Consider the following 22,382-nt stretch of genomic DNA (forward strand, 5'->3'; position numbering starts at 1 on the left):
TCCTATTTGGGTTTTGGGGCGAGGGAGGCGTTTTCGGTTGAGTGGGTTTTTTCTTTGGGTGGCTCTGTGTGCCCCCTTCCCCCCCCCTGGCCCGCCACCCCCGCACCAGCAAGCCCGACATGTCCGGAAACACCACCGCCGGGCGGGCCGGGGTCAGCCGGTCAGCGTGGCCTGGGAGCGCATCGCGAGGAAGTTGCTCCGGTAGGCGTCGTGGGTGGTGGCGCCCTCGACGCGCAGCAGCGCCTCGTCGTTCTCCCTGAGCGAGGAGAGGTCGAGGTTGTGGGAGCCCGTGAATGTCCACTTGGTGTCCGGGTGCCCGGCGTAGTTCCCCTCGACCAGCAGGTACTTCGAGTGGACGAACAGGTCGTCCGCCTCGGTGTCGGCGGTGCCGTTGTCGAGGTGGAGCCGGTACGGCTTGATCCGCGCGTGGTTGCCGAGGGTCGCGAGCTGGCTGGTGTCGTTGTAGACGACCTCGATCCAGCAGTCCTGGTCGGCGAGCTGCCTCAGCTTGCTCGCCACCGCGGCGCGGGTGAAGGCGTAGGCGGCGACGCGCACGACCGTCTTGTGGGAGGCGGAGCCGACCGTGGTGTTGCCGGTGCAGGAGACGTTGTCCAGTACGTCGACCATGAGGTCACCGGTCGCCTGCGGGAAGAAGTAGTACTTCTCGCCCCCGGACGTGGTGCCCTGCCGGTAGTAGTCGGTGGTGCGCTTCTCCGCGGCGAGGTCGTTGAAGTACGCCGTGTACGCGGTGTAGAGGTCGGTGTTGCCCACCGAGGTGTAGGCGTTGTTCCAGAAGCGGGAGGTGTTCGCCGCGGTCTGGTTGGCGGACGTCTGGATCACCACGTCCTCGGCGACGCCCGCGTCCCCCACCCGGGAGAAGAGGAAGAACTTGTTGTGGTTGATGTGGTTCTTGCTCGGGTCGAGCGTCGTGTCCGCGATGCACGCGCGGTCCTTGGGGCACACATGCAGCCAGGACGGCTGGGTCATGTCCTTGCCGAGGGCGGCGGCCAGCTGGGTGGCAGCGGTGGAGGTGGAGTACGAGTAGTCCAGGACGACCCGGACCTGGACGCCCCGGTCGTGGGCGCGCTGGAGCGCGTCGCTGTAGCCGGTGTCGGTCAGGGCGTACAGGGCGGCGCGCAGCGTGCGGCCGCTCTGGGTGTTGTCGATCGCCCCGATGATGTGGTCCTTGATCGCGTTCTGCTCGGCCGCGGTGCCCTGCGGGTTGTTGAAGACCGCGCCGGTGGTGGGCATCGGCGCCGGGTCCGCCACGGCGGCCGGGGCCGGGACGAGCAGGGCGGCCAGGAGGGACCCCGCGAGCAACGCGGCGGAACATATGCGTCTGATGTCTCTCACTCCTCGACGAAAAGGACTTCGGTAGAGATCGTTCCTGCTGTGAGCAGGTGCACGATAGCCCGCCGGCCCTCGCGCCCCGACGGCACCCGGGGGAATCGGTTGCCTCGCATGACGTGTGTCTTGCGTCACACGAGCCCCGTCCGTTGCGTTGCTGTCACTTTGCGCAACTTCGCGCCGCTCCCCGGTGCCGATCGATCCAACGGCAGGTCAGGCCACGGCTACCGAGGGTAACGAACCGGCTTCATCAGGGGAGTTGGAGCGGAAGCACGGCACTGCAAACGCATGTTCGCCCCGGGAACGCAAGTGCCCGGCGACCTTTCCGGGATCCGCGGTTGCACATTCGGGCGCCGCCGGGCGTCATCTGTTCGAAGGCCCGCACCGGTGCCTTCCGGGGCCGTCGGGGGGCGGGACGGACGGGCCCCGTCACGCACCAGGAAGGAGCCGAAGGTCTCGTGACGATCGATCGGGTAGGCGATGTGGTCCTGGCAGTTCTCGCGATGCGGGTGTTCGGCCGCGACGCGGCCCTGTTACTGCGGCGAGCGGCCGCCGCCGGCGTCCGCACCGGCGTGAGCGAGTTGCTGCGCGCGGACGGAGAGGGAGACCGGTGAGCCAGGACCTCCCGCACCGCGCGCCGGGCAGACCCGCGATGACGAACCAGCACCTGCCGGTGGACTTCAGCGCCTTCCACCATATGCACCGTCCCGTCTACCTGCGCTGGGCGCAGACCGTCCTCAACCACCGCGCCGACGCCGAGGAAGCCGTCGACGCCGCCTTCGAACAGCTCCTGATGATCTGGACGGTCGTCCTGTCCAAGGAGAACCCCGCCGCGTACGCCTGGAGTGTGCTGCGCAGCCGCACCCTCGACCTGGCCCGCGCCCGCAGCCGGCGTCCCGCGCTGCTGGAGGAGGCCGCCTTCGAGACGGTGGCCCTGGCCCGCGCCGCCGACCCGATCGGCCAGCTGGAGGAGAGCCTCGCCCTCTTCCACGCCGTACGCCAGCTCCCGCCGCGCCAGATGGACGTCATGCTCCTGCTCCATCTGCACGGTCTGAGCCCCGCCCAGGTCGGCGACCACCTCGGCATCACCGCCGCCGCCGTACGCTCCACCGCCCGCCACGCCAAACGCCGCCTGCGCCACACCCTCGGCCTCGCGGACCGCTCCACCGAGGAGGGACACGCTGATGACATCGCCCATTGACCAGGTGCTCGCCCGTGCCCGCCTGTCCCACCGGCCCTGCACCCGGGCCGACGTCGAGGCCGCCGAGCAGCGCCTCGCCGCCCGCGTCGCTGCCCCGCAGCCCGCTCTCGCCTCCCGGCCGGGGCACCCCCTGCCGGCCACCTGGCGGGCGCTGCTGTCCGAGCCGGGGCCGCCGCTGGACGAGGTGAGCGCGGCCCAGGACCTCACCGTCGTCTGCGAGACGTTCGTCCTCCACCCCGACGCGCTCGACGACCTCAAGCTCTTCTTCGCCCGCGCCCTGCCCGAACCGGCCGGTGCCCGCGTCCTGGGCTGCATGCTCCATCTGGCCGGCCGCCCCGAGTCCGCCCGGTTCTGGTGGCAGTACGCCGCCGGCGCGGGGGACGCGGCCGCCACGTTCTGCCTGGGGCTGCACCATCGTGCCCTGGGCGAACACCCCGAGGCCGACTGGTGGCACATCCAGACCGACACCCTCAGCGCCCACCGCGCGAGCGCCGGGGACGTCGACCTCACCACCACCCTGCGCATCCTGCGCGCCCTGCGCACCGGCCCCCTGCCGGTGCCCGACCCGGTCCACGCCGTCCTCGACTACATACCCGCGGCCCTCAGCTACGTCGACGACGACCTTGACCTCCCCCTGCCCGACCCCGACTTCGCCGACCACATCACCGCCCTGACCACGCACGCGGCCACCGCCCGCTCCCCCCGCACCTCACTCCGCCGCCGGCCGGCACCCCTGCCGGAACGCCCCCTACGGGCGCGCCCGACGTCCTTCACGACGGGGCGGCGCATCGGGGGCGAGCCGTGACCGTGCCGCCTACGGACGCGCGAGGAAGGCGAGCGCGCGCCGGGTCCTGCGCGTACGCGCCGCCCGTCAGCCTGCCGTCACGGGGCCACGGGCTGAGGACGCAGGGAAGGGCGGGGCGCCCCGGACCGCGCCGGAGCGGTCAGGGAGTCGGCGCCCGGCGGGACGGGAACCGCCGCGAAGATCGCGTCCTGCCGGGCCTGGAGTTCCCTGGCCCGCTCGGTGCTCGTCGTGGGAAGGCGCTGCTCCTCGTACAGCGTGTGGGTGACCTCCTGGGCGTGCTTGCTCGCCGGGGTGTGGAACTGCACCTCGAAGAGGTGCTCCGAACGAGGAGCGCGCCATCCGGAGTTGATGGCCTTGTAGCCCTGGGCGCGGGCCCAGGTGTTGGACCATTTGGTGGGATCGTTGCCCCACGCGGACAGCACCGAGGCGGCGCGCGCGACACCCTCCGTGTAGCGGCTGTCGGGCCACTGCAAGGTGTAGCGGACCGAGTCGCTGATCCCGGCCAGCGCGTCGTTCACCGGCTGCCCCGGGTGATCGAGGAGCGAGGTGGCGACCTTGCGCTTGAGGGAGTCGGGGGACTTGAGGCGGTGGTCGAACCCGATCAGCTCGGCGCCGCTGAGCAGCGCGGCCGTCCTCACTTGCGGGCTGATGGAACGCTCGGCGTTCCTGGCCCGCTCGATGAAGGCGTCGACCCGGGCGTTGTCGGCCGCGTTGAGCGCGAGCCCGTCACCCGTCCAGCCACCGTCCTCCTTGTAGGCGGGGAGCGCGGGAGATGCGGCGGAGGCAGGAGGCAGGGGGGCGTGGACCGTGTGGCCCGTCGCCGCGCGCTTGGCCGGGGAAGCTGCGGCCGCGCCCTGGACCGCGCCCATGCCCAGCGCCGCGGCCAGTGCGGCGGCGGTCGTGGCCCGGGAAACGGTACGACTGATGTTCATCGGTAGCTGGTGTTCCTCTCTCGACTGCGGCCGTCCGCCGCCCGGGGGGAGATCCCCGGGCGGCGGACGGCCTCTGACGAGAGGCCCAACAGGAGGAGGGCGCGGCGAGTTGTCGCTTGGGCCCCGGCTGGGCGAATGCTGTCCTGATCACACCGCGGGACGGCCTGATCGCGATCTGGCGAGCGGGCACGGTCCGGTCCGGGGCGGTCCGCGTCGGCGGCGGACGGCGCGGCGGGACGGTCAGGGAGCGAGGGTTCAGCGGCAGACAGCGCTGAGGTGCTGGTAGAGCGCCTCGTGCCCCTCGCCCGCCGGGTGCAGGCCGTCCACGAGCAGATCGCTCTTCCCGTGCAGCGGCTCCCACATGTCGACGTAGTCGACGTGGTTCCGCAGGCACCACGTCCGTACCGACTCGCGCAGCTCCAACGCCCGGGCCTCGGTGAAGCGCAGGCCCGCGTAGTCGCCGGTGCGCTCCTCGTCGAGCCACACCGGCCCCATGACGACGAGCCGGGCGTTGTGCGCGAGGGCGGTGGCGGCCAGGGAGTCGAGGCTGTCGGCGACGCGCGCCAGGCCGTCGTGCGCGGGCCGGGCGGACTGTGCCGGAGAGAGGGGCACGGCCGAGTCGTTGACACCGGCGGCCACCAGCAGGGTGTCCGGCAGCCGGGGCCCCAGCAGCGCCGGTGTCTGCTCACCGACCTCCGCCAGGGTGCTGCCCGGGATGGCCAGGTTGAAGACCCGGTGGTCGGCCTCGTTGGCGGCGATGTGGCTCGCGGCCAGCCGCGCCGCCCACCCGCCCCGCGGATCGCAGCGCCCGTACGCGATGCTGTCGCCCACGATCACGATGCGCGCCGCCGGGCGCAGCGGCTTCGCGTCCAGGTAGGCCCAGGCGCTCTCCCCGGAGGAGAGGAGGACGCGGCGGCGGGTGTAATCGTCGACCTCGTAGGCGTCGGCGGCGGCCAGGTCCTGATCGGTGAGGCGCAGGACGGCCCCCTCGACCACGGCGCCGTACGCACGCTCCAGGGTGAGATGCACGTCCAGGCCGCTGGTGGCGATCACGGACGGGTCGGTGATCGGCAGCGGCCGGGTGGTGTAGCCGCGGAGCGACGCGGCGGAGGTGGGAACGGGCCGGCCGAAGAGAGCGGTCTGCACCCGCTCGTCCCTCAGCGTGCCGAAGGAGAAGAGGGCGTGGGGGCGTGAGGCGGTCACGGTGAGGTGCGGGGCCTTTCTTGACGGGTTGATCAACATCACCCTAATGGTTCTCCGGGACCGCGAGATGAGCCTCGATACGGGCGATCGCGCGGGCATCGTTGACGGTGAGGCGCGGGACTGGTGACAGTCCTGTCGACGTGCCGCGGTCGGGAAAACTGGTTGACGCCGCACTCCGCGCGGCGGTCGGATGGTGGACCATGAGTTCAGCGCAGACGCACCCCCACCCGCACCCCGGCGACGACGAGGCGCTCGTGCGGCGGTTGGTCGCCGGGCGGTTCCCGCGGTGGGCGCGGCTTCCGGTGGTGCGGTTCGCCTCCGGTGGGACGGTCAATGCCGTGTACCGGCTGGGTGAGGACATGGTCGTACGGCTGCCGCTGGAGCAGGGCGGGGCCGAGGACGTGGTGAGGGAGCGGACGTGGTTGCCCCGGCTCGCGCCGCTGCTGCCCACGGCCGTTCCCGAGGTGCTCGGGGCGGGGGAGCCGAGCGAGGAGTTCGCCCGGGAGTGGTCGGTGTACCGGTGGCTGGAGGGGGAGCACCCCGAGGCGGGCGCGCTGAAGGAACCCGTCGCGCTGGCCGGGGACTTGGCCGGGTTCGTGGAGGCGATGTGGAGCGTCACCCTGCCGGGCGCGCCGGCGGCGTACCGCGGCGGGCCCGTAGCCTCGCTCGACAGGCCGACCCGGGCGGCGATCGAGGAGCTGCGCCGTATCCCGGAGGAGGGTGTCGACTGCGACGCCGTGCTCGCCGTGTGGGAGGACGCCCTGCGGGCGCCCGGCTGGGACGGTCCGCCGGTGTGGCTCCACGCCGACCTGATGCCCGGCAATCTGCTCGTGCAGGACGGCCGGCTCACCGCGGTGATCGACTTCGGATGCCTGGGCGTGGGCGATCCGGCCTGCGACCTCTTCCCCGCCTGGAACCTGCTGCCCGCCGACGCCCGGGAGGTCTTCCGCGACGCGCTCGGGGTGGACGACGCGACCTGGAGGCGCGGCCGGGGGCGCACCCTGTCCCAGGCGCTGATCGCGCTGCCCTACCACCGCACGGCCAACCCGGCGATGGCGGCCAACGCCCGGCACGTCATCCGGGCGGTGCTGGACGAGGGCTGAGAGCACCCCCCCCGCCGGTGCTCCCCGTGACGCCAACCCGCCTACGCCGAGGGGGTGTTGGCGTTCGCCCCGCTCTGGTGGGCCAGCCGGTCGGCCGCACGGCGGCCCCGGCTCTCCAGCGGCAGTACCCCGGTCGCCGCGGCCAGACCGAACGGCGGCATGTCCGCGTAGATCGACTCGTACGACCCCTCGGCCACGATGTACGCCTCGTGCCACAGCCCCACGGCTGTACCAAGTGGCCGTCCGCGACCTGGACTTCGTGGAGGCCCAGCCCTCCGACGCGGAGCGGGCCGAGACCGCGGTGGCCGCCACGATCCTCTTCGAACCGGTGCTGCGGGCGCTCCAGCGCCTCGCGCAGGAGGAGGAATCGGCTCGGCGGTACGGGCTGTAGGGCCCCCGTGGGGTGGGGCGGCCGGCGCCGCCCCACCCGTACATCAGCGCTGCACCGAGGAGAAGCTGTCGAGCTGGATCCAGGTGACCGGGTCCGAGGTCTGCGGGCCGTAGACCATGACGCGGCCCGCCGTGTCGGCCTCGACGCGGGTGGCGTTGACGCCGAGGTGGTTGTTGCGCGGGCAGACACCGCGGGTCGTCTTCGGCGGACGGATGGTCGCCGGGAGGGTGCCGAGCTGCGCGTCACCGGAGAAGGCGCAGGTGACTAGGCCGCGCAGCTGGAGGAACTCGGTGCCCGCGATGCTCACCACCCGGGCCTGCGCGGGCGTGCCCGCGCTCGCGGAGACGCCCGCGGCGAGCGCGATGTCCGTCCAGTCCACGATGGTCGCCACGCCGGTGGCCGCGGCGGCGGCGGGCGAGGCGGTGAGCAGCGGCACACCGGCGGCCGCGGTCGGGACCGCGAGGGCCGTGGCGAGCAGGGAGCGGCGGCTGGTGGTGCGCGAGGGCATGGTCGATCCTCCGGATCGCGGAAGCGGGTCGGGGCGGGAGCGGTCCGGCGCGGTCATCGCCAGGCGGCCGAGAAGCAGTCGAGGTCGATCCAGGAGATCGCGTTGTCGGCGGTGGCGCCGAAGGCCCACAGCTCACCGAGCTTGTTCGCCTCGACCCGGCACACACCCACCCCGTAGTACATGTTGCGCGGAGTGTTCTGCCGTACGGGCCGCGTGGGGAAGAGCCGCTGCGGCAGCGTCGCGACCAGGGTGTCGGCGGTGAAGCTGCCCGAGAGCGTGCCGCGCAGCTGGAGGTAGGTGGTGTCGGCGAGGGCGACCAGCCGGCCGCGCGGTGCCTCCGCGCCCGCCTTGACCCCCGCGGCGAGGGTGAGGTTCTCCCAGTCGGTCAGCACCTTCACCCCGTCGACCGCCGGCCGCGTCGGGTACCAGCCGATGGTGACGTTGCGCCGCCCGGTGGTCCCGGGGACGGTGTCGCTGAAGCCGAACAGCAGCCGCGTCTCACCGGTCGCGGGATCCACCTCGACGGCCAGTCCCTCCGGCTCGCGCCGCTCCAGACCGTCGGCCCCGGTGACCACCTGCGAGTCGATCCTCGTCCGGGTGTCCAGGGAGTACGAGGTGATGTACGCGGTTCCCGGGTAGGTCGTGACCGGGTCCTTCTTCCACTGGTACACGTACAGGACGCTCCCCAGGGTGGTGTACCCCTGGAAGGTGAGGCCCGTCTCCGCGCCCGCGGGCAGCTCGAAGGTGCTGCCCACCTCCACCCACTGGCCCTGCGCCGCCTTCGCCAGGTCGTAGCGGGTGAAGCAGCGCACGCTGCCCTTGAAGTAGACGATGGTCAGGATGTTGTTGGCCAGGTCCACCGAAGGACCGGTGTTGCGTCCGCCCGGCGGGCAGAACTTCTGCGCGGCGGGCACGGCGGCCTGGTCGAGGGTGGCCCCGTCGACGAAGCGGAACCGGGTGACGGCCTGGCCGAAGGCGTTGCTGACGCCGTCGTTGGGGGAGACCGGACCGACCTCGGTCCACAGATAGGTGTCCGTCCCGACCGGCTCGGCCCCCATGGAGATCCCGTGCCCGAAGCCCGTGAGGTACATGCTGCCCGTCAGCCGGCCCGTGGTCCGGTCGATGCGGTTGAGGTACATGTTCCCGAGCGGCGTCTTGGCGGCGCTCTCCATCTGGAGCACGAAGACGTGTCCGTTGGCGGCGTCGGTGGCGATCGCCTGCGGAGCGGGATTCTTCGTCAGGGCGACGGTCTGGATGAGCTTGCCCGTCACTCCGGACAGATTGACGCCGTTGCTGTCGGTCATGGCCATGGATTCCCCTTCTGTGGAGCGCGATCCCGCCCCACCGACCGAGATCGTACGCACGTGCCACACCCGCAAACACACCGGAGCGGCCGCGCTGCCGTGGGTCACACGGTGGCGCGGCCGCTCCGCGGGAGCCGGACCGTTCCGGCAGGTCACGCCCTCATCGGGGCGAAGGCGTCAGTGGCGTCCGCCTTTGCCTCCCTTGCCTCCCTTGCCGCCCTTTCCTCCCTTGTCGGGCTCCCCGCGCTGGTTGGTGAGCCTGACGGTGACACCCTGGGGGGCGTTGGCCGCGGTCACCTGGTGGGGGCCGCTGACCGGGTTCCGGGGCAGCACATACCCTTCGGGCACGGCCGTCTCCTGGACGTAGTAGATGCCGAGGGCCAGATCCGTGAAGCGGCACCGGCCCGAACCCGGGGTCGCGCAGCCGGGGCCGACCGGGGTGTCGGGGTGCGCGCCCGACGTCTGGAGCCCGGTGACCCCGTTGGTCTCGTGCCACAGCCGGAACACCGCCCCCGCCAGCGGCCGGCCGGTCTCGGCGTCGCTCTTCTCCACGGTGAGGGACCCCTTCGGCTCGACGTGCCGATGGTTGGCGGCGGTCACCGACACACCCCGCGAGGCGTTCTCACCGGTGAGCACCAGGGGCCCGAAGTGGGCGGGGGAGGGCAGGTCGTAGCCCTGCGGAGCCCTGGTCTCCAGCCAGTAGTACGTGCCCGGGGACACCCTGCGCTCGCACGACCCGGAGCCACCGGTCGTGCACGCGTCGCCCCGGCGGGTGTCGGGGCGGGTGCCCGACGTCTGGAGCCCGGTGGTGCCGTTGGTCTCCTCCCACAGCTCGAACACCGCCCCGGCCAGCGGCCGGCCCGTGGCGTGGTCCGTCTTGTGGATCCGCACCTCGCCCTCGACGGGCGCGGTGCCGCAGTCGGGCAGGTTCCCGTCGAAGGGGTAGTTGTGGAACTCCTGGCCGCCGCCGCCCGAGGGCGGGCTGGTGTGGGTGAGGGAACCGGTCGTGAAGAAACGCCCGTTGACGCCGGGCAGACTCACCGTCGCCAGCGACGCCTGGTTGCCGATGAGCACACTGCCCTGGAACTGGCCGGTGCCCTTGAAGACGACGGAGGTCGCGTCGGGGACGTTCCACAGCAGCCGGGTGCGCAGATGGTTGAACGGGCTGGAGTCGTCGATGGTGCCGCTGTAGGTGTTGATGGTCCGGTGGGTCCCCACCACGTTGGCCAGGACGGTCGCCCCGGCCGGGATACGGGCGAAGCGGATGCCCTCCTGGCCGCCGCTCGCGCTCTGCATGTCGAAGTCGACGGTGAACACCTGGAGCATGGAGGTGCCGTCACCGGTGAACAGGGTCTCCCCGCCCGCGTGGACGGCCGTCCCCGTGGGCGTACGGGTAGCTCCGCCGGGGCGGGCGTAGCACTGGCTGGCGTCGGTGAGCTGACCGCGCAGCGCGGTGTACGGCCGGGCCGCGTCCGTGTCGTGGACGGTGCGCCGGGCCAGGACGGTCCCGGAGAGGGCGCCCGCGTGCCGTACGACACCCTGTTCGGCGAGCAGCCGCTGCCCGGCCGCGACGGTGACGTCCTTGCCCGTGGTCAGCCAGTCCGCGCCGACCGGCGGGGCGACCCGTGAGCCGACCCCGGCCTCGCCCACGTTGTACACACCGCTGACGCCCGCGGCCTTGTGCTGGTCGAAGGAGCCGAGCACCACGACGCGGCCCTCGGCCTCGGCGGCCTTCTCCCGTACGTGGAAGTCGCCTCCGACGTAGACGTTGACGCCGTTGTCGCGCCACCGGACGGGGCCGTTGTGGACGGGCGGGTAACCGTCCGGCGGGCACAGGCCCGGCACACACGGGCCGAGCCCGCCGGGCAGCGGCCGGTCGGCCAGGGCGGAATCGGGGACGGTATGCCCGCCGGGCAGCGCCGCGGCCGTCACGGGCAGGGCGCCGACGCAGAGCGCCGCGGCGGTCAGCAGGGGCCAGAGGGATCTCGCGCCGGGACGGGCCAGTGGGAGACGGAACACCGGAACAACCAGCTCCTCGGAAGTGGGACGGCCCCCCTCGGCGGCCAGGCTCACACACCCCCGTCGCGGTGCGCGCGATCCGGTGGGTGTCGCGGAGCAAGACCACCGCAAAGGACCATCGCCACCCCCGGCTACCGCCCGGGTCCTACTCGTCGTCCCAGGCCATCGAGCTCATCCGCCACCCCTCGGGTGTGCGGACGAACTGCGTGGTCTTGCGGCCGGAGCCCTCGAACCACGCGCCGTCGAGGAAGCCGGACTTGCGGTACTCGCTGAAACGGTGCGCGATCGAACCGAAGACCTCGGTCCGCTCGGCCACCTCCCCTTCGGAGAACTCCGTCAGCGTCCCGTCCGTGAGGATCTTCTCGCGCGGCTCGATGAACGTGTCGAGGTCGTAGACCACGAGCCTGCCCCCGACGTTGCTGATGATCATCGCCTGCGGGATGAACACCTCACGGAGCACCTCGACGCCCGGCCGGGTACCGCCGGTGTTGGTGAACGCCCCGAGGAAGGTGCGCATCAACTGGTCGAGCTCGGCTTTGACATCGGACGCGGGCACGGACACGCGCATGGAGACGGGCACGGACTCGGACTCGGACTCGGACTCGGGCACGGCTGTTCCTTCCACGGGTTCCTTCCACAGGCGGCGGGTGGCCGGTTCCCGATCGTCGCCGACCGCCGGTGGGCGGGCAAGGGGCGCGGGGGAGGGGCCGGCGTTCGCCCACCGGCCGCGGCGAATTCGTCCAAGCGTCAACCGGATGCCCACCCGACATATACGATCTTGGGCGTACGAGTATTGCGAAGGCCGGGGCACTGACCAAGTCACCGGGGAACAGGGGTACTTCTCATATGGCTGGAATCACGATCAGGCGCTCGGTGACCACGCTCGCGGCGTCCGTCGCGCTCTTGGCCGGCAGCGCGGTGGGCGCCTCCGCCGCGCAGGGCCCGGCCGATCCGGACGTGGCGGCGGTGCGCGCCGCGCTCCAGCGCGTGGTGGACGCGGGGGCGCCGGGCGCGTTCGCGGTGATCCGCGACCACGGCGGGCCCGAGCGCAGCAGGACGGTGACGCTGGGCAAGGCGAACCTCGACGGCACGGCCATGAACGCGGGCTGGCGCTTCCGGGTGGGCAGCAACTCCAAGATGTTCACCTCGGTCCTGGTGATGCGCCTCGCCGAGCAGGGCCGCATCGACCTCGACAAGCCGCTGCGCGAGTACCTGCCCGCCGGGACGCTCCCCGAGAGCTGGTCCATCACCGGCCGTCAGGTCATGGAGCACCGCGCCGGGGTGTACGACCACACCAACGACCTCCTCGAACAGAGCGGGGAGGAGACCACGGCTGCCTTCGAGAAGCGCATCCGCAACAACGTCTACGAGCCCAGGGACCTCGTGGCGATGTCGGTGAAGCACGGTCTCCAGTACACCCCGGGGACGGCGTACTCGTACTCGAACACCGACTTCGTGCTGATGGGTCTTGCCGCCGAGCACCTCACCGGGCGGCCCTACGCCGAGCTGCTGCGCGAGCAGATCTTCGAGCCGCTGAAGCTGCGTCAGACGACGTTCAGCGTCCCGCAGAAGACCATCGCGGGCCCGCACGTCACCGGCTACCTGACCAACGACGACCGCACCAAGCCGCTGCTGGACTCCACCGAGCAGACCGCTTCCTGGGTCTGGAGCGCGGGAGGTGTGGTCTCCTCCGCCCGTGACATGGACCGCTTCATGACCGCGCTGCTGGCCGGGGACTCCGGCGGGCTGGTCTCCGACGAGTCGCTGCGGCAGATGACGAGCGTGCTCCCCACCCCCACCGCGAAGATCAGCTACGGCCTGGGGATCCGGGAGATCGCGCTCTCCTGCGGCAAGGTGCTCGGCCACGGCGGAATCGTCCAGGGCTACCAGACGCAGACGTTCTCCACCGGGGACGGCAAGCGCACGGTCGTGCTCTTCGCCAACGCCTCCAACAACGGCACGGTCACCAGCGGGCTGACGAACACGCTGGAGCCCGCGTTCTGCGGCAAGGCCCCGGCCAAGACCCCGGCCAAGGTCACCCCCGCGCCGCGCAGCTCCCTCACCGGCAACGGCAACGCGGACCGGGGCGCGGACCGCTGGATCCCGACTGTGGAGGACACCCGCATCTGAGGTGACTCGTAGCTGAGGTGACCGTAGGTGAAAAGACCGCATGCGAGGTGACCCGCATGCGAGGTGACCCGCACGAGGCGCCCGCCACCGCTGACGGTGGCGGGCGCTCGCGCGTCCGCCCGGACGGGGCCCGCGTCCCGGGTGTCCGGCGGCGTCAGCCCGCGGGCCAGTTCCGCAGCAGCGCGTCCAGCGCGTCCAGGACCCGCGTCCAGGTCTCCTGGGTGTCGGGGGCGCTGTGGCTGAAGCCGCCGCCGAGCTCCAGGGTGATGTAGCCGTGGAAGACGCTGCCGAGCAGCCGGACCGCGTGTGTCTGGTCCGGTTCGCTCAGGTCGTAGCCGCGCAGGACGGCCCGGGTCATCTGCGCGTGCCGGCCGCCGGCGCTGGCGGCCGCCGCCTCGGGGGTGAGCCGGAGCTGGGCCGCGGCGTAGCGGCCGGGGTGCTCGCGCGCGTAGTCCCGGTAGACGTTCGCCAGCGCGGACAGCGCGTCCTTGCCCGCCCGCCCGGCCAGCGCGGCGGCGCCCCGGTCGGCGAGCTCCTCCAAGGCCAGCAGCGCGATCCGGGTCCTGAGGTCCTGGGAGTTCCTGACGTGCGAGTACAGGCTCGCGACCTTGACGTCGAACTGCCGGGCCAGCGCCGAGACGGTCACCTGGTCGAAGCCGACCTCGTCGGCCAGCTCCGCCCCGGCCCGGGTCAGACGTTCCGTACTGAGCCCCACACGCCCCATGCTCTTCCTCTCGTCGGCCGATCCCCGGCTGAACCGATTATGCGTTTGCCTAACACCTTTAGGCAAACTAGCCTCACCTTTATGAAGCAGCTGACCGAACAAGAGATCCGTGCCGCCTTCGTGAACTGCACCAAGGGCGAGGCCAAGCGCCTGTCCGTGCCCCGTGACCTCGGCGACCACCCCTGGGACGACCTGGACTACCTCGGCTGGCGAGATCCCCAGGCCCCCGGCCGCGCCTACCTCGTCACCGAGCTGGAGGGCGCAGCCAGAGCGCTGGTCCTGCGCCGCCCCGGCCACACCTCCGGGCAGGGGCGGCACAGCATGTGCTCGATATGCCTGACCGTCCACGACGGCAACGTCTCCCTGATGGTCGCCCCGAAGGCGGGCAGGGCCGGACAGGAGGGCAACTCGGTGGGGGTCTACCTCTGCGACGACCTCGCCTGCTCGCTGTACGTACGGGGCAGGAAGGACGCGGGCTTCGGAGCGCGGCTCCACGAGACCATTCCGTTGGAGGAGAGGATCCAGCGGGTCGCGGTGAACCTCGCCGCCTTCCTCGCCAAGGTGACGGAGGCCTGACGGCCGGCCGGGTCCTTCCTCCTTCGGGCCGTCTCCGCGAGTGCGCGGAAACGGCGAGGACGAAGCGGAGCGGCTCCGTCGGCTTCCGGCCGCCCCGGGAGGGGCTGAAGGTGGCCGGGGCGCGCGTGTTGCGCCGGTGTGGGCCCCCGGGCGCCCCCCGGAGTGACGCGATGCGTACGCCGCCCGACCGGTTCGGTGGAGGAAAAGGGCGTGAACGGCACCCGCCCCGACGGCATTTGTCGCCGGATTTCCGGAACGTTGAACGGGCGGAAGTGGCCACAGTGTGGGAAATCAGTCGGTGCGCTCCGGGCGCGGTGGCCGCTGCGGGGCGGCCCCGCTTAGGATCACCGACGCGGCCGTGCACCGACGCACAGCCCGCGTGTCGCCCGAGGGCGACAGAGGAACCGCGGGGGAAGACGTGGGGGAGTGGACATGGTGACGCGGGAACGCGTGGGCGCCGGTTCTTTATCGCCTTCGCCCATCGGCGAGATTCGGCATCTGCACACCCTGGGCCCGACCGGCACCAATCTGGAAGCCGCGGCGCACGAGTGGTTCCGGCGCCAAGGACGTGAGGGCCCGGGGCGGGTGACCCTCCACGCGACCCTCGAATACGCGATGGAGACCGTGCCCAGAGACGGCGAGCACGCCCTCGTCGCCTGCGCCGTCTACCCCGAGCTGCACACCCTCGTCTTCGGCAACCTCCAGGTTTGCCGCATGGTGGACTCCTTCGTGTGGCCCACCCACGAGATGGTGCTCGCCGTCGCCCCCGGCGCACACGCCGAGCCGCGCACCGTGGCCACCCACCCGGCCCCGGCGGGCCTCATCTCGCCCGCGAGCAGGCGGCAGTTGGTGACCAGCAACGCGCAGGCGGCCATCGACTGCGCCGACGGCAAGACCGAGGGCTGCGTCACCACCGTCGTGGCCGCGCGGGCCCACGGCCTGCGCGTGCTGCGGAGCTTCGGCGAGGTGCCGATGGTCTACACCGTGCACCACCTGCGGGAGGCCGCTTCGTGACCGGAACCCTCGGCACCCACCGCCTCCAGGACGAACTGCTGGGCGAGGCGGAACGGCTCGCCCAGGGGCTCCTGCCGCGCGTCGACGCCTTCCGCACCCGCCAGCGCGACGACGGCACGATAGCGGAGCCGGGCGAGGAGGATCGTGCGAGCCTTCGGGCCATCAGGGACGAGGCCGTGCGCTGGTTCACCGGGCACGGCAGGACCGGCCAGGCGGACGCCCTGGCCGCCGACGTCGACGGCTGGCTGGCCGCCGGGCTCGACACCCCGCCGCACTTCGCCCGCTCCCGCGACGCCCTGACCGCCCCGGCCGACGGCGACTGGGCGGCCTTCCTCGCCCCCGTCCAGACCACCAACAGCGTTCCGCCCGTCGGCAGGCGGCTGGAGTTCTTCCTCGTCCGCCGCAAGGAGCCCGACGCGCTGCCCGAACTGGCCGTGCGCTATCCGCACCCCAAGAACAACTGCCAGGCCACCGTGCTCCTCGCCGGCAGTGAAGGGCTGACCCGGGGCAACTGCATCGTCTTCTTCCCGGAGAACGTCGCCGCCCACGACAAGGTGGCCGAACAGGCCTACGCGATCTTCTTCTTCAGTAAGTTCCGCAGGATCCACGAAACCTACGCGGTGCCGTCCGCGCGGGCCGTCCTCACCCCGGAATCCGTGCCCCGCGCCTCGATCGGCATGCACCCCGAGGCGTGTTACCAGGCCCGCTCCCTGTGGGGATATCTTCACGACTACTTCCACCACCAGGGGCGATGGCCGCTGGACCAGCACATCAAGCTCAAGATGAACTGGTTCATCGGGGTGCTGGAAGAGCTGAAGGTCGACGCCAGGACCGTGCTCGCCTGCCACGACGAGACCGTCCCGTACGCCCATGAACAGATCGCCATGATCCTGCTGGAGCGGATGTTCCGCTACCCGCTCGACGCCCGCGCGGTCCGCAACTTCGACGCGGGCACCGGCGTCTTCCTCTACTCGTGGCTGCGCGAACGCCGGGCCCTCGCCGACCACGGCAGCCGCCTGTCGCTCTCGTACGACGGCGTGATCGACGGACTGCGCGAACTGGTCGAGACGATAGAGGCCATGGAAGCCGCGGTCACCACGCCCGAGGCGTACCGTGCGGCGGCGAGGGAGCTGGTGCGCACGCACCTGCGCGAGGGCGCCGAGGGCGACCGGTACGCCTTCACGGCCGACCAGTCGCGGCTGGTGCGCGCCCAGGGCCGCCTGGCCTCCCTGCCGCCCCTGCGCTTCGCCCCGGCGGAGCTGTGAACAAGGCCGTGCGAGCGAGCCGGAACGACAACCGAGGAGACGAGCGACATGGACAGCGACGCCACGGGTGAGGGCCGCGCGGCCGGACGGGCGCTGGACCGCTCCGCCATGGAGGCCGCGGTACGGCTGTACTTCGAGGCCTGCAACAAGGTCGACCGCGACCTGTTCGCGCGGTGCCTCGCCGAGAACGTCGTGCACTACCTGGCCGTCGGGATGGCCGGCCCCATCGAGGGCATCGACCCGGTCGTGGAGCGCTGGGGCGCCGACGTACGCGCCAACGACTCCCACTGGGCGGTGGACGCCGTCTACGCCGATCCGCAGAGCCGCACCGCGACCTGCGAGTGGACCGCCTTCAAACCGCGCCTGGGCAAGGTGCTGCGCGGAGCGGAGATCTACCGCTTCGACGACGCGGGCCTGATCGACGAGGTCCGCATCTACTACGCGTCCCGGCGGGACGAGACCGTCCCCGTCAACGAACTGGAGGGCTACCCGTACGCGGACCGGGGGTTCGCCACATGAGCGGCCACCTGAGCGGGACGAGTGACGCGAGCGGGGCGAGCGGCGCCCGGCCGCCCACCGCGCCGCCGCTCGACGACCGGGACGGCGTCATCTGGCTCGACGGCCGGCTCGTGCCCTGGCGCGAGGCCCGGCTGCACGTCCTCAGCCACGGCCTGCACTACGGCGGCAGCGTCTTCGAGGGCGAACGCGTCTACGCGGGCCAGGCGTTCAAGCTCCACGAGCACAGCCTCCGTCTCGTCGCCTCGGCCCGCGAGATGGGCTTCGCGCTGCCCTGGGACGCCGACGAACTGGACGCGGCCACCCGGCAGGTGGTGGCCCACGCGGGCCTGACCGAGGGCTATGTCCGCCCGGTCGCCTGGCGCGGCAGCGAGACCCTGCGCCTGGTCGCCCCGGGCACCGCGGTCCATGTGGCGATCGCGGCCTGGCCCTGGCCGCGGGTCTTCACCGCCGGGCCGGGCGGAATCCGGCTGGCCACCTCACGCTGGCGCCGCCCCGCGCCCGACACGGCCCCGGTCCGCGCCAAGACGGCCGCCCTGTACGCCCTCGGCTCCCTCGCGGGACAGGAGGCGGAGGCGGCGGGCCGCGACGACGCGCTGCTCCTGGACCACCGGGGCCGGCTGGCCGAGGCCACCGGCGCCAATCTGTTCCTGGTGATCGACGGCGCCCTGCACACCCCGCCGCCCGAGTGCGTCCTGGACGGCATCACCCGGCGCACCGTCCTCGCGCTCGCCCGCGGACTCGGCCTGGAGACCGTGGAGCGGCATATGGAACCGGCCGAACTCGCCCGCGCCCAGGAGGTGTTCCTGACCGGCACGGCGTACGAGGTCCAGCCGGTCACCGCCGTCGACGCGCTGGAGTACCCGGTCGGCGCCGTCACGACCGCGCTGGTGCGGGCGTACGCGCGGGCCGTACGGGAGGGCACGGGCCCGGCCCCGGTGGGCGGGGCCGCCCCGGTGGCGGCGGGCGGGAGCGGATGACCGGCACCGAATCCGAACCCGCCCGCCCGGCGCCGCCCGCCGGACGCCGCCGGGCCTGGGCGGCGGGCGCCAGGGCCGCCGTGCCGTTCACCGTGGCGATCTTCGCGTTCGGGATCTCCTTCGGCGTCCTCGCCAAGGGCGCGGGCTTCGGCGCGCTCGGCGCGACCTCCATGTCCGGGCTCGTCTTCGTCGGCTCCTCGCAGTTCGCCGCGGTCTCGGTGATCGCCAACGGGGGCGGCTGGGCGGCCGCGGCCGTGGCGGGCACCCTGCTGAACCTGCGCTACCTCGTGATGGGCTTCGCCATCCTGCCCGCGCTGCGCGGCGGCCGGGCCCGCCGGGCGGTCGAGTCCCAGCTCGTCATCGAGGAGTCCTGGGCCATCGCCAGCGACGCGGACGGCCGCTTCGACCGGACCCGGCTGCTCTCCTCGGGCGTGGTGCTCTGGCTCGGGTGGGTCCTGGGCACGCTGCTGGGGGCGATCGGCCCGTTCGAGGCCGTGGACATCCTCACCTACGGCCTGGACGCCGTCTCGCCCGTCCTGTTCTTCCTGCTGCTCGCGCCGCACCTGGGCACCGCCCGCAAACGGACGGCCGCCGCCACCGCGGCCGTGTGCGCGGCGGCCCTCACCGCGGCCGGGTTCCCGGACGCGGCCATCGCCGTGGCCTGTGCGATCGCGGTGGTGTGGACGGCGATGCCGACGACCCGCCCGGAGAAGGGGGCCCGGTGAGCAACGACCCGTGGATCGTCGTCGGTGCCCTGGTGGTGACCACGTTCCTCATCAAGGGCGCCGGTTCGCTGGTGATGGGCGACCGCGAACTGCCCGCGTGGTTCCCCCGGTTCGTGGAGTACCTGACGCCCGCGCTGCTCGCCGTGCTCGTCGTCACCCAGCTGGTGGGATCGGCGGGCGCGCACGGCATGACCTTCGACGCCCGGCTCGCCGGGTTCGCCGGCGCCCTGGTGGCCTGGCGGCTCAAGGCGCCCGTGCCGCTCGTCGTGCTGGTGGCCGCCGTCGTCACCGCGCTGGTACGTGCCGTCAGCTGAGGTCGCCGCCGGTGCCCCGCACGGCGGCGGCGGCCTCCAGGGCGCGGGCGAGGCCGGGCCCGTGTCCGGCGGCCCGGTGCATCCGCACGGCCCGCTCGACCGCCTGCGCGGCCTTGGTGCGGTGGCCGAGCGCCAGGTGCACCCGGGCGAGTTCGGTGCGCGCCTCGCCCTCGACCAGTCTGAGCCCGGCCTGCGCGGCGGTGCTCAGGGCCCGCCGGGTGTACGCGAGCGCCTCGCGGTTCTCGCCCAGGTGCCGGTGGGCCGCCGCCAGCCCGACACAGGCCGCCGCGTCCGCCCGCAGGCACCCCGTCGCCCGGGCCGCGTCCAGCGCGCGGCGGTGGTGGTCCAGGGCGCCGGGCGCGTCGTCCAGGTGCAGCAGGACCGTACCGATGGTGTTGAGTGCGTCCGGCTCGACCAGCCGGCGGTGGGTGCGGTGGGTGACGCTGAGCGCGTCCATCGCGTACTTGAGGGCGAGCCGCGGATCGCCGTTGTCGCGGCACACCGCCGCCAGCGTGGTGAGCGCGCCCTCCGCCGCGTACGTCGAAAGCAGTCTGCCGTGCGCGGCGAGCGCCCGGCTGAGCAGGCGCTGGGCCTCCTCCAGGTCGCCCCGCGCGTGATGGAGGGCGCCCAGCCCCCACAGGGACAGCATCACCGTGTGCTCGTCCCCCGACGCCTCGGCACGCTCCAGGGCCTCGGTGAAGTACGGCTGAGCGGCCCCCAGTTGGCCGCGGTCCAGGCGGACGGAGCCGAGCAGGAACAGGGCCCACGCCTCCCCGGCCGGTTCTCCGCCGTCGCGGTAGAGGGCCAGGGTGTGCTCGGCGTGGCGCTGGGCCTGGTCGAGGTTGCCCAGTTCGCGGTGGGAGGCGGCGAGCCCCAGGACGGCGCCGGCCCGCTCCACGGGCAGTCCGGCCCGCGCGAACAGGGCGTCGGCGCGGGCGCTGTGCCGCAGCGCCTCGTCGTGGCGGGCCAGCTCCCACAGCACGTAGCACAGGCTCCAGTGCATCACCGCGCGCGCGTGGTCGTCGTGCTCGGCGTCGGCGGCGCGCAGTCCCGTCTCCGCGGCGCGCAGCCAGGCGGTGCGCTGGCCGTGCTCCATGAGGTGGCCGTGCGTGGCCAGGGCCGACTTCCAGGCGAAGGCGCGCGGACCGTGCCCCAGGGCGTACTGGGCGCAGGCCAGCAGGGCGGCTCGCTCGTCCTCCAGCCAGGACAGCGCGGCGGGCGGGCCGCTGAAGGTCAGCGGCGCGGTGGGGGAGCCGTCCGGTTCGGGGGGCGGCGCGGCGTACCAGGAGTAGAAGGTGCCGTAGAGCAGGTGCCCGGCCTGCTCGGCGGTCGCCAGGTACCAGGTGAGCAGCCGGTCGACGGCCTCCTCCCGTACCTCGGCGGGGTCCTCGGCACGGGCCCGCTCACGGGCGAACAGGCGGACCAGGGCGTGCAGATGGAAGCGGCCGGGCCGGTGCGTCTGGAGCAGGCTGCGGGAGACCAGCTGGTCAAGGAGCCGGGCCGTCGCGGCCTGCGGCGCCCCGGCCAGCGCGGCGACGGCCGGGGCCGAGACCTCCGCGCCGGGGGTGAGGGAGAGCAGCCGCAGGAGCTGCCGCTCGGGCGCGGGCAGCGAGCGGTAGGACAGGGCGAGGGCGCTGCGGACGCCGGTGTGCTGCTCCTGGTCGAGGGCCAGGTCGTCCAGCCGGTCCTCGCCGCGCAGGGCGCGGACCACCTCCGCGAGCGGCAAATGTTGGTCGCCGATGAGGTGCGCGGCGACGATCCGGACGGCGAGCGGCAGGCCGCCGCAGAGCCGGACGGCCTCGGCGGCGGCCTCGGGTTCGCCGCGTACCCGGTCCGCGCCGATGACGCGGGCGAGCAGCGCGAGAGCCTCCTCGTCGTTGAAGGCGGCCACGTTCACCCGGTGGGCGTCGTGGAACGCGGTGAGGCCCCGCAGGTCGTTGCGGCTGGTGACGACGACGAAGCAGCTCGGCGAGCCGGGCAGCAGCGGGCGCACCTGTTCGAGCCCGGCCGCGTCGTCGAGGAGGATCAGCATCCGCTTGCCCGCGAGGAGCGAGCGGTACAGGGCGGCCTTCTCGTCGGTGTTCTCCGGCAGGTGCCCGGCGCCGACCCCCAGGGCCCGCAGCAGTTGGCCCAGCGCGTCGTCGGCCGTGGCCGGGGGCTCGTCGGCGTGGCCGCGCAGGTTCGCGTACAGCTGTCCGTCGGGGAAGCGGTCGGCGGCCCGGTGCATCCAGTGCACGGCGAGCGCGGTCTTGCCCACCCCCGCCATCCCGGACAGCGAGGAGATCACCAGGGTCTGTCCGGGGCCGGTGGCGTACTGCGAGAGCAGGGCGTCCAGCTCGCGCAGATACCCGGCGCGGCCGGTGAAGCTGCCGACGTCCGGCGGGAGCTGGCGCGGGACGGGGAGCGCCGCGGGCGGGGGCGCGGCCGGGGGCGCGGGCTGGGCGGCGAGCCCGGGGTCGCCCACCAGGACGCGCTGGTGGAGCTCCTTGAGCGGGCGGCCCGGCTCGATGCCCAGCTCGTCGTCGAGGAGCTGGTAGTAGTCGCGGTACGAGGCGAGCGCGTCGGCCTGGCGGCCCGAGCGGTACAGCGCCAGCATCAACTGGCAGCGCAGCCGCTCGCGGAGCGGGAACTGCGCCACCAGCGTGCTCAGTTCCGGCACCGACTCCTCGTAGCGGCCCAGCTCGACGAGCGCGTCCAGCCGGTCCTCGCGGGCGACCAGGCGCAGCTCCTCCAGACGGTCCGCCTCGGCCAGCGCGAAGCTGCGGTCGCTGACGCCTTCGAGCGCGGGCCCGGTCCACAGGGCGAGCGCCTCGTCGAGCAGGGCGACGGCGGCCTCGGCGTCGTCGTCGGCCGCCGCCTTGCGGGCCTGGTCGGTCAGGTGCACGAAGTGCAGGGCGTCGACCTGCTCGTCGGCGACCTGGAGGGTGTAGCTGGTGTTGCTGCGGGCGCCCGCGCTGAGCAGGAGCTCGAAGCCGGAGGTGGCGCGCCGGCCCGGCTCCAGGATGCGCCGCAGATGCATGACGTGGGTGCGCAGGGCGCTGACCGCGCCGTCCGGCGCGTCCCCCTCCCACAGGAGTTCGGAGAGCCGGGACGTGCTGACCGGGCGGCCCCGCGCGAGGGCGAGGACCGCGAGGAGCGCGCGCTGCTGCGGCCCGAGGCCGATGTGCCGGCCCTGGACCTCCACACTCACCGGGCCCAGCAGGCGGATCCGGACCGATTCCTTCGGTGCCGGCTGAGCCCTGGGCCCCGAGGTGCGGCTCACACCATTGCCTCTGCTTCCCTGTTCCCGCTGCCGTTCCGCGTACCTCTTCCGCGTGTGCGCGGT

At 72.9% G+C, this 22,382-nt stretch carries 21 protein-coding genes and 2 pseudogenes; 13 read left to right on the top strand and 10 right to left on the bottom strand.

Features of this window, described 5'->3' with window-relative positions:
* Nucleotides 1-153 precede the first annotated feature (153 nt).
* The gene (locus AC069K_RS01370) at nt 154-1,353 is read right to left on the bottom strand and encodes a phospholipase D-like domain-containing protein (protein ID WP_478610873.1); all 1,200 of its coding nucleotides are present in this window, start codon (nt 1,351-1,353) and stop codon (nt 154-156) included.
* 452 nt (nt 1,354-1,805) lie between these two features.
* Here AC069K_RS01370 and AC069K_RS01375 point away from each other — a divergent pair, with 452 nt between their 5' ends.
* From AC069K_RS01375 to AC069K_RS01385, 3 genes are read left to right on the top strand one after another with little or no spacing between them, the layout of a single operon-like run.
* Complete coding sequence (locus AC069K_RS01375; protein WP_358837159.1) at nt 1,806-1,961, top strand: hypothetical protein; 156 nt, start codon at nt 1,806-1,808, stop codon at nt 1,959-1,961.
* Nucleotides 1,958-2,548 (top strand): sigma-70 family RNA polymerase sigma factor, encoded by a 591-nt coding sequence (locus tag AC069K_RS01380; RefSeq protein WP_365104643.1) that lies wholly within the window; start codon nt 1,958-1,960, stop codon nt 2,546-2,548. The genes AC069K_RS01375 and AC069K_RS01380 overlap by 4 nt, the downstream gene beginning before the upstream one ends.
* Nucleotides 2,532-3,353: a hypothetical protein gene (locus tag AC069K_RS01385; protein WP_478610879.1), complete on the top strand. Its 822-nt coding sequence runs from the start codon at nt 2,532-2,534 to the stop codon at nt 3,351-3,353. Before AC069K_RS01380 ends, AC069K_RS01385 begins: the two co-directional genes overlap by 17 nt.
* Before the next feature lie 77 nt (nt 3,354-3,430).
* On the opposite strand, the gene AC069K_RS01390 is transcribed toward AC069K_RS01385, so the two are convergent.
* Nucleotides 3,431-4,285, bottom strand: a complete 855-nt coding sequence (locus AC069K_RS01390; RefSeq protein ID WP_478610882.1) for an ATP nucleotide 3'-pyrophosphokinase — start codon at nt 4,283-4,285, stop codon at nt 3,431-3,433.
* A gap of 255 nt (nt 4,286-4,540) precedes the next feature.
* Nucleotides 4,541-5,527: a GDSL-type esterase/lipase family protein gene (locus AC069K_RS01395; protein ID WP_478610885.1), complete on the bottom strand. Its 987-nt coding sequence runs from the start codon at nt 5,525-5,527 to the stop codon at nt 4,541-4,543.
* Between the two features lie 161 nt (nt 5,528-5,688).
* On the opposite strand from AC069K_RS01395, the gene AC069K_RS01400 reads away from it, so the two are divergent.
* The gene (locus AC069K_RS01400) at nt 5,689-6,591 is read left to right on the top strand and encodes an aminoglycoside phosphotransferase family protein (protein WP_478610888.1); all 903 of its coding nucleotides are present in this window, start codon (nt 5,689-5,691) and stop codon (nt 6,589-6,591) included.
* A 41-nt stretch (nt 6,592-6,632) separates the two neighbouring features.
* Here AC069K_RS01400 and AC069K_RS01405 read toward each other — a convergent pair.
* Nucleotides 6,633-6,815, bottom strand: a pseudogene (locus tag AC069K_RS01405) (monooxygenase family protein); the annotation flags it as partial.
* An 8-nt stretch (nt 6,816-6,823) separates the two neighbouring features.
* Here AC069K_RS01405 and AC069K_RS01410 point away from each other — a divergent pair.
* Nucleotides 6,824-6,982, top strand: a pseudogene (locus tag AC069K_RS01410) (MerR family transcriptional regulator); the annotation flags it as partial.
* A 43-nt stretch (nt 6,983-7,025) separates the two neighbouring features.
* Here the strand turns inward: AC069K_RS01410 and AC069K_RS01415 are convergent.
* The 4 genes from AC069K_RS01415 to AC069K_RS01430 form a co-directional block, all read right to left on the bottom strand.
* Nucleotides 7,026-7,490 carry a hypothetical protein gene (locus AC069K_RS01415; protein ID WP_478610891.1) on the bottom strand — a complete coding sequence of 155 codons (465 nt, stop codon included), beginning with the start codon at nt 7,488-7,490 and terminating at the stop codon, nt 7,026-7,028.
* 53 nt (nt 7,491-7,543) lie between these two features.
* Complete coding sequence (locus AC069K_RS01420) at nt 7,544-8,794, bottom strand: phage baseplate protein (protein ID WP_478610894.1); 1,251 nt, start codon at nt 8,792-8,794, stop codon at nt 7,544-7,546.
* Nucleotides 8,795-8,971: 177 nt separating this feature from the next.
* Nucleotides 8,972-10,813: a choice-of-anchor A family protein gene (locus AC069K_RS01425; RefSeq protein WP_478610897.1), complete on the bottom strand. Its 1,842-nt coding sequence runs from the start codon at nt 10,811-10,813 to the stop codon at nt 8,972-8,974.
* 145 nt (nt 10,814-10,958) lie between these two features.
* Nucleotides 10,959-11,423, bottom strand: a complete 465-nt coding sequence (locus AC069K_RS01430; protein ID WP_478610900.1) for a nuclear transport factor 2 family protein — start codon at nt 11,421-11,423, stop codon at nt 10,959-10,961.
* Nucleotides 11,424-11,659: 236 nt separating this feature from the next.
* Between AC069K_RS01430 and AC069K_RS01435 the strand changes: the two genes are divergently transcribed.
* Nucleotides 11,660-12,943, top strand: a complete 1,284-nt coding sequence (locus tag AC069K_RS01435) for a serine hydrolase domain-containing protein (RefSeq protein WP_478610903.1) — start codon at nt 11,660-11,662, stop codon at nt 12,941-12,943.
* A gap of 154 nt (nt 12,944-13,097) precedes the next feature.
* Here AC069K_RS01435 and AC069K_RS01440 read toward each other — a convergent pair whose 3' ends face one another.
* Nucleotides 13,098-13,667 (bottom strand): TetR/AcrR family transcriptional regulator, encoded by a 570-nt coding sequence (locus AC069K_RS01440; RefSeq protein WP_478610906.1) that lies wholly within the window; start codon nt 13,665-13,667, stop codon nt 13,098-13,100.
* Between the two features lie 81 nt (nt 13,668-13,748).
* Between AC069K_RS01440 and AC069K_RS01445 the strand changes: the two genes are divergently transcribed.
* The 7 genes from AC069K_RS01445 (at nt 13,749) to AC069K_RS01475 (ending at nt 19,057) form a co-directional block, all read left to right on the top strand.
* Nucleotides 13,749-14,243, top strand: a complete 495-nt coding sequence (locus AC069K_RS01445; RefSeq protein ID WP_365104614.1) for an FBP domain-containing protein — start codon at nt 13,749-13,751, stop codon at nt 14,241-14,243.
* Between the two features lie 432 nt (nt 14,244-14,675).
* A complete protein-coding gene (locus AC069K_RS01450; RefSeq protein ID WP_365104611.1) occupies nt 14,676-15,257 on the top strand; it encodes a type 2 periplasmic-binding domain-containing protein in 582 nt (193 codons plus the stop codon).
* A complete protein-coding gene (locus AC069K_RS01455) occupies nt 15,254-16,522 on the top strand; it encodes a DUF6421 family protein (RefSeq protein ID WP_478610910.1) in 1,269 nt (422 codons plus the stop codon). Before AC069K_RS01450 ends, AC069K_RS01455 begins: the two co-directional genes overlap by 4 nt.
* A 48-nt stretch (nt 16,523-16,570) precedes the next feature.
* A complete protein-coding gene (locus tag AC069K_RS01460) occupies nt 16,571-17,041 on the top strand; it encodes a nuclear transport factor 2 family protein (RefSeq protein WP_478610912.1) in 471 nt (156 codons plus the stop codon).
* Complete coding sequence (locus AC069K_RS01465) at nt 17,038-18,018, top strand: branched-chain amino acid transaminase (protein WP_478610915.1); 981 nt, start codon at nt 17,038-17,040, stop codon at nt 18,016-18,018. Before AC069K_RS01460 ends, AC069K_RS01465 begins: the two co-directional genes overlap by 4 nt.
* On the top strand, nt 18,015-18,743 hold the full coding sequence (locus AC069K_RS01470; protein ID WP_365104600.1) for an AzlC family ABC transporter permease: 729 nt from the start codon (nt 18,015-18,017) through the stop codon (nt 18,741-18,743). Before AC069K_RS01465 ends, AC069K_RS01470 begins: the two co-directional genes overlap by 4 nt.
* A complete protein-coding gene (locus AC069K_RS01475; RefSeq protein ID WP_358837934.1) occupies nt 18,740-19,057 on the top strand; it encodes an AzlD domain-containing protein in 318 nt (105 codons plus the stop codon). The genes AC069K_RS01470 and AC069K_RS01475 overlap by 4 nt, the downstream gene beginning before the upstream one ends.
* On the opposite strand, the gene AC069K_RS01480 is transcribed toward AC069K_RS01475, so the two are convergent.
* On the bottom strand, nt 19,050-22,247 hold the full coding sequence (locus tag AC069K_RS01480) for an AfsR/SARP family transcriptional regulator (protein ID WP_478610921.1): 3,198 nt from the start codon (nt 22,245-22,247) through the stop codon (nt 19,050-19,052). The genes AC069K_RS01475 and AC069K_RS01480 overlap by 8 nt on opposite strands.
* Between the last annotated feature and the right edge of the window lie 135 nt (nt 22,248-22,382).

It is taken from the genome of Streptomyces sp. NPDC043908 (assembly GCF_056435525.1).

Excerpts from the sequence above, each read along its gene's own strand:
- AC069K_RS01390 (WP_478610882.1), bottom strand. The coding sequence starts at position 4,285 with ATGAACATCAGTCGTACCGTTTCCCGGGCCACGACCGCCGCCGCACTG.
- AC069K_RS01400 (WP_478610888.1), top strand. The coding sequence starts at position 5,689 with ATGAGTTCAGCGCAGACGCACCCCCACCCGCACCCCGGCGACGACGAG.
- AC069K_RS01465 (WP_478610915.1), top strand. The coding sequence starts at position 17,038 with ATGAGCGGCCACCTGAGCGGGACGAGTGACGCGAGCGGGGCGAGCGGC.
- AC069K_RS01420 (WP_478610894.1), bottom strand. The coding sequence starts at position 8,794 with ATGACCGACAGCAACGGCGTCAATCTGTCCGGAGTGACGGGCAAGCTC.
- AC069K_RS01470 (WP_365104600.1), top strand. The coding sequence starts at position 18,015 with ATGACCGGCACCGAATCCGAACCCGCCCGCCCGGCGCCGCCCGCCGGA.
- AC069K_RS01450 (WP_365104611.1), top strand. The coding sequence starts at position 14,676 with ATGGTGACGCGGGAACGCGTGGGCGCCGGTTCTTTATCGCCTTCGCCC.
- AC069K_RS01385 (WP_478610879.1), top strand. The coding sequence starts at position 2,532 with ATGACATCGCCCATTGACCAGGTGCTCGCCCGTGCCCGCCTGTCCCAC.
- AC069K_RS01460 (WP_478610912.1), top strand. The coding sequence starts at position 16,571 with ATGGACAGCGACGCCACGGGTGAGGGCCGCGCGGCCGGACGGGCGCTG.
- AC069K_RS01435 (WP_478610903.1), top strand. The coding sequence starts at position 11,660 with ATGGCTGGAATCACGATCAGGCGCTCGGTGACCACGCTCGCGGCGTCC.
- AC069K_RS01415 (WP_478610891.1), bottom strand. The coding sequence starts at position 7,490 with ATGCCCTCGCGCACCACCAGCCGCCGCTCCCTGCTCGCCACGGCCCTC.
- AC069K_RS01445 (WP_365104614.1), top strand. The coding sequence starts at position 13,749 with ATGAAGCAGCTGACCGAACAAGAGATCCGTGCCGCCTTCGTGAACTGC.
- AC069K_RS01440 (WP_478610906.1), bottom strand. The coding sequence starts at position 13,667 with ATGGGGCGTGTGGGGCTCAGTACGGAACGTCTGACCCGGGCCGGGGCG.
- AC069K_RS01395 (WP_478610885.1), bottom strand. The coding sequence starts at position 5,527 with ATGTTGATCAACCCGTCAAGAAAGGCCCCGCACCTCACCGTGACCGCC.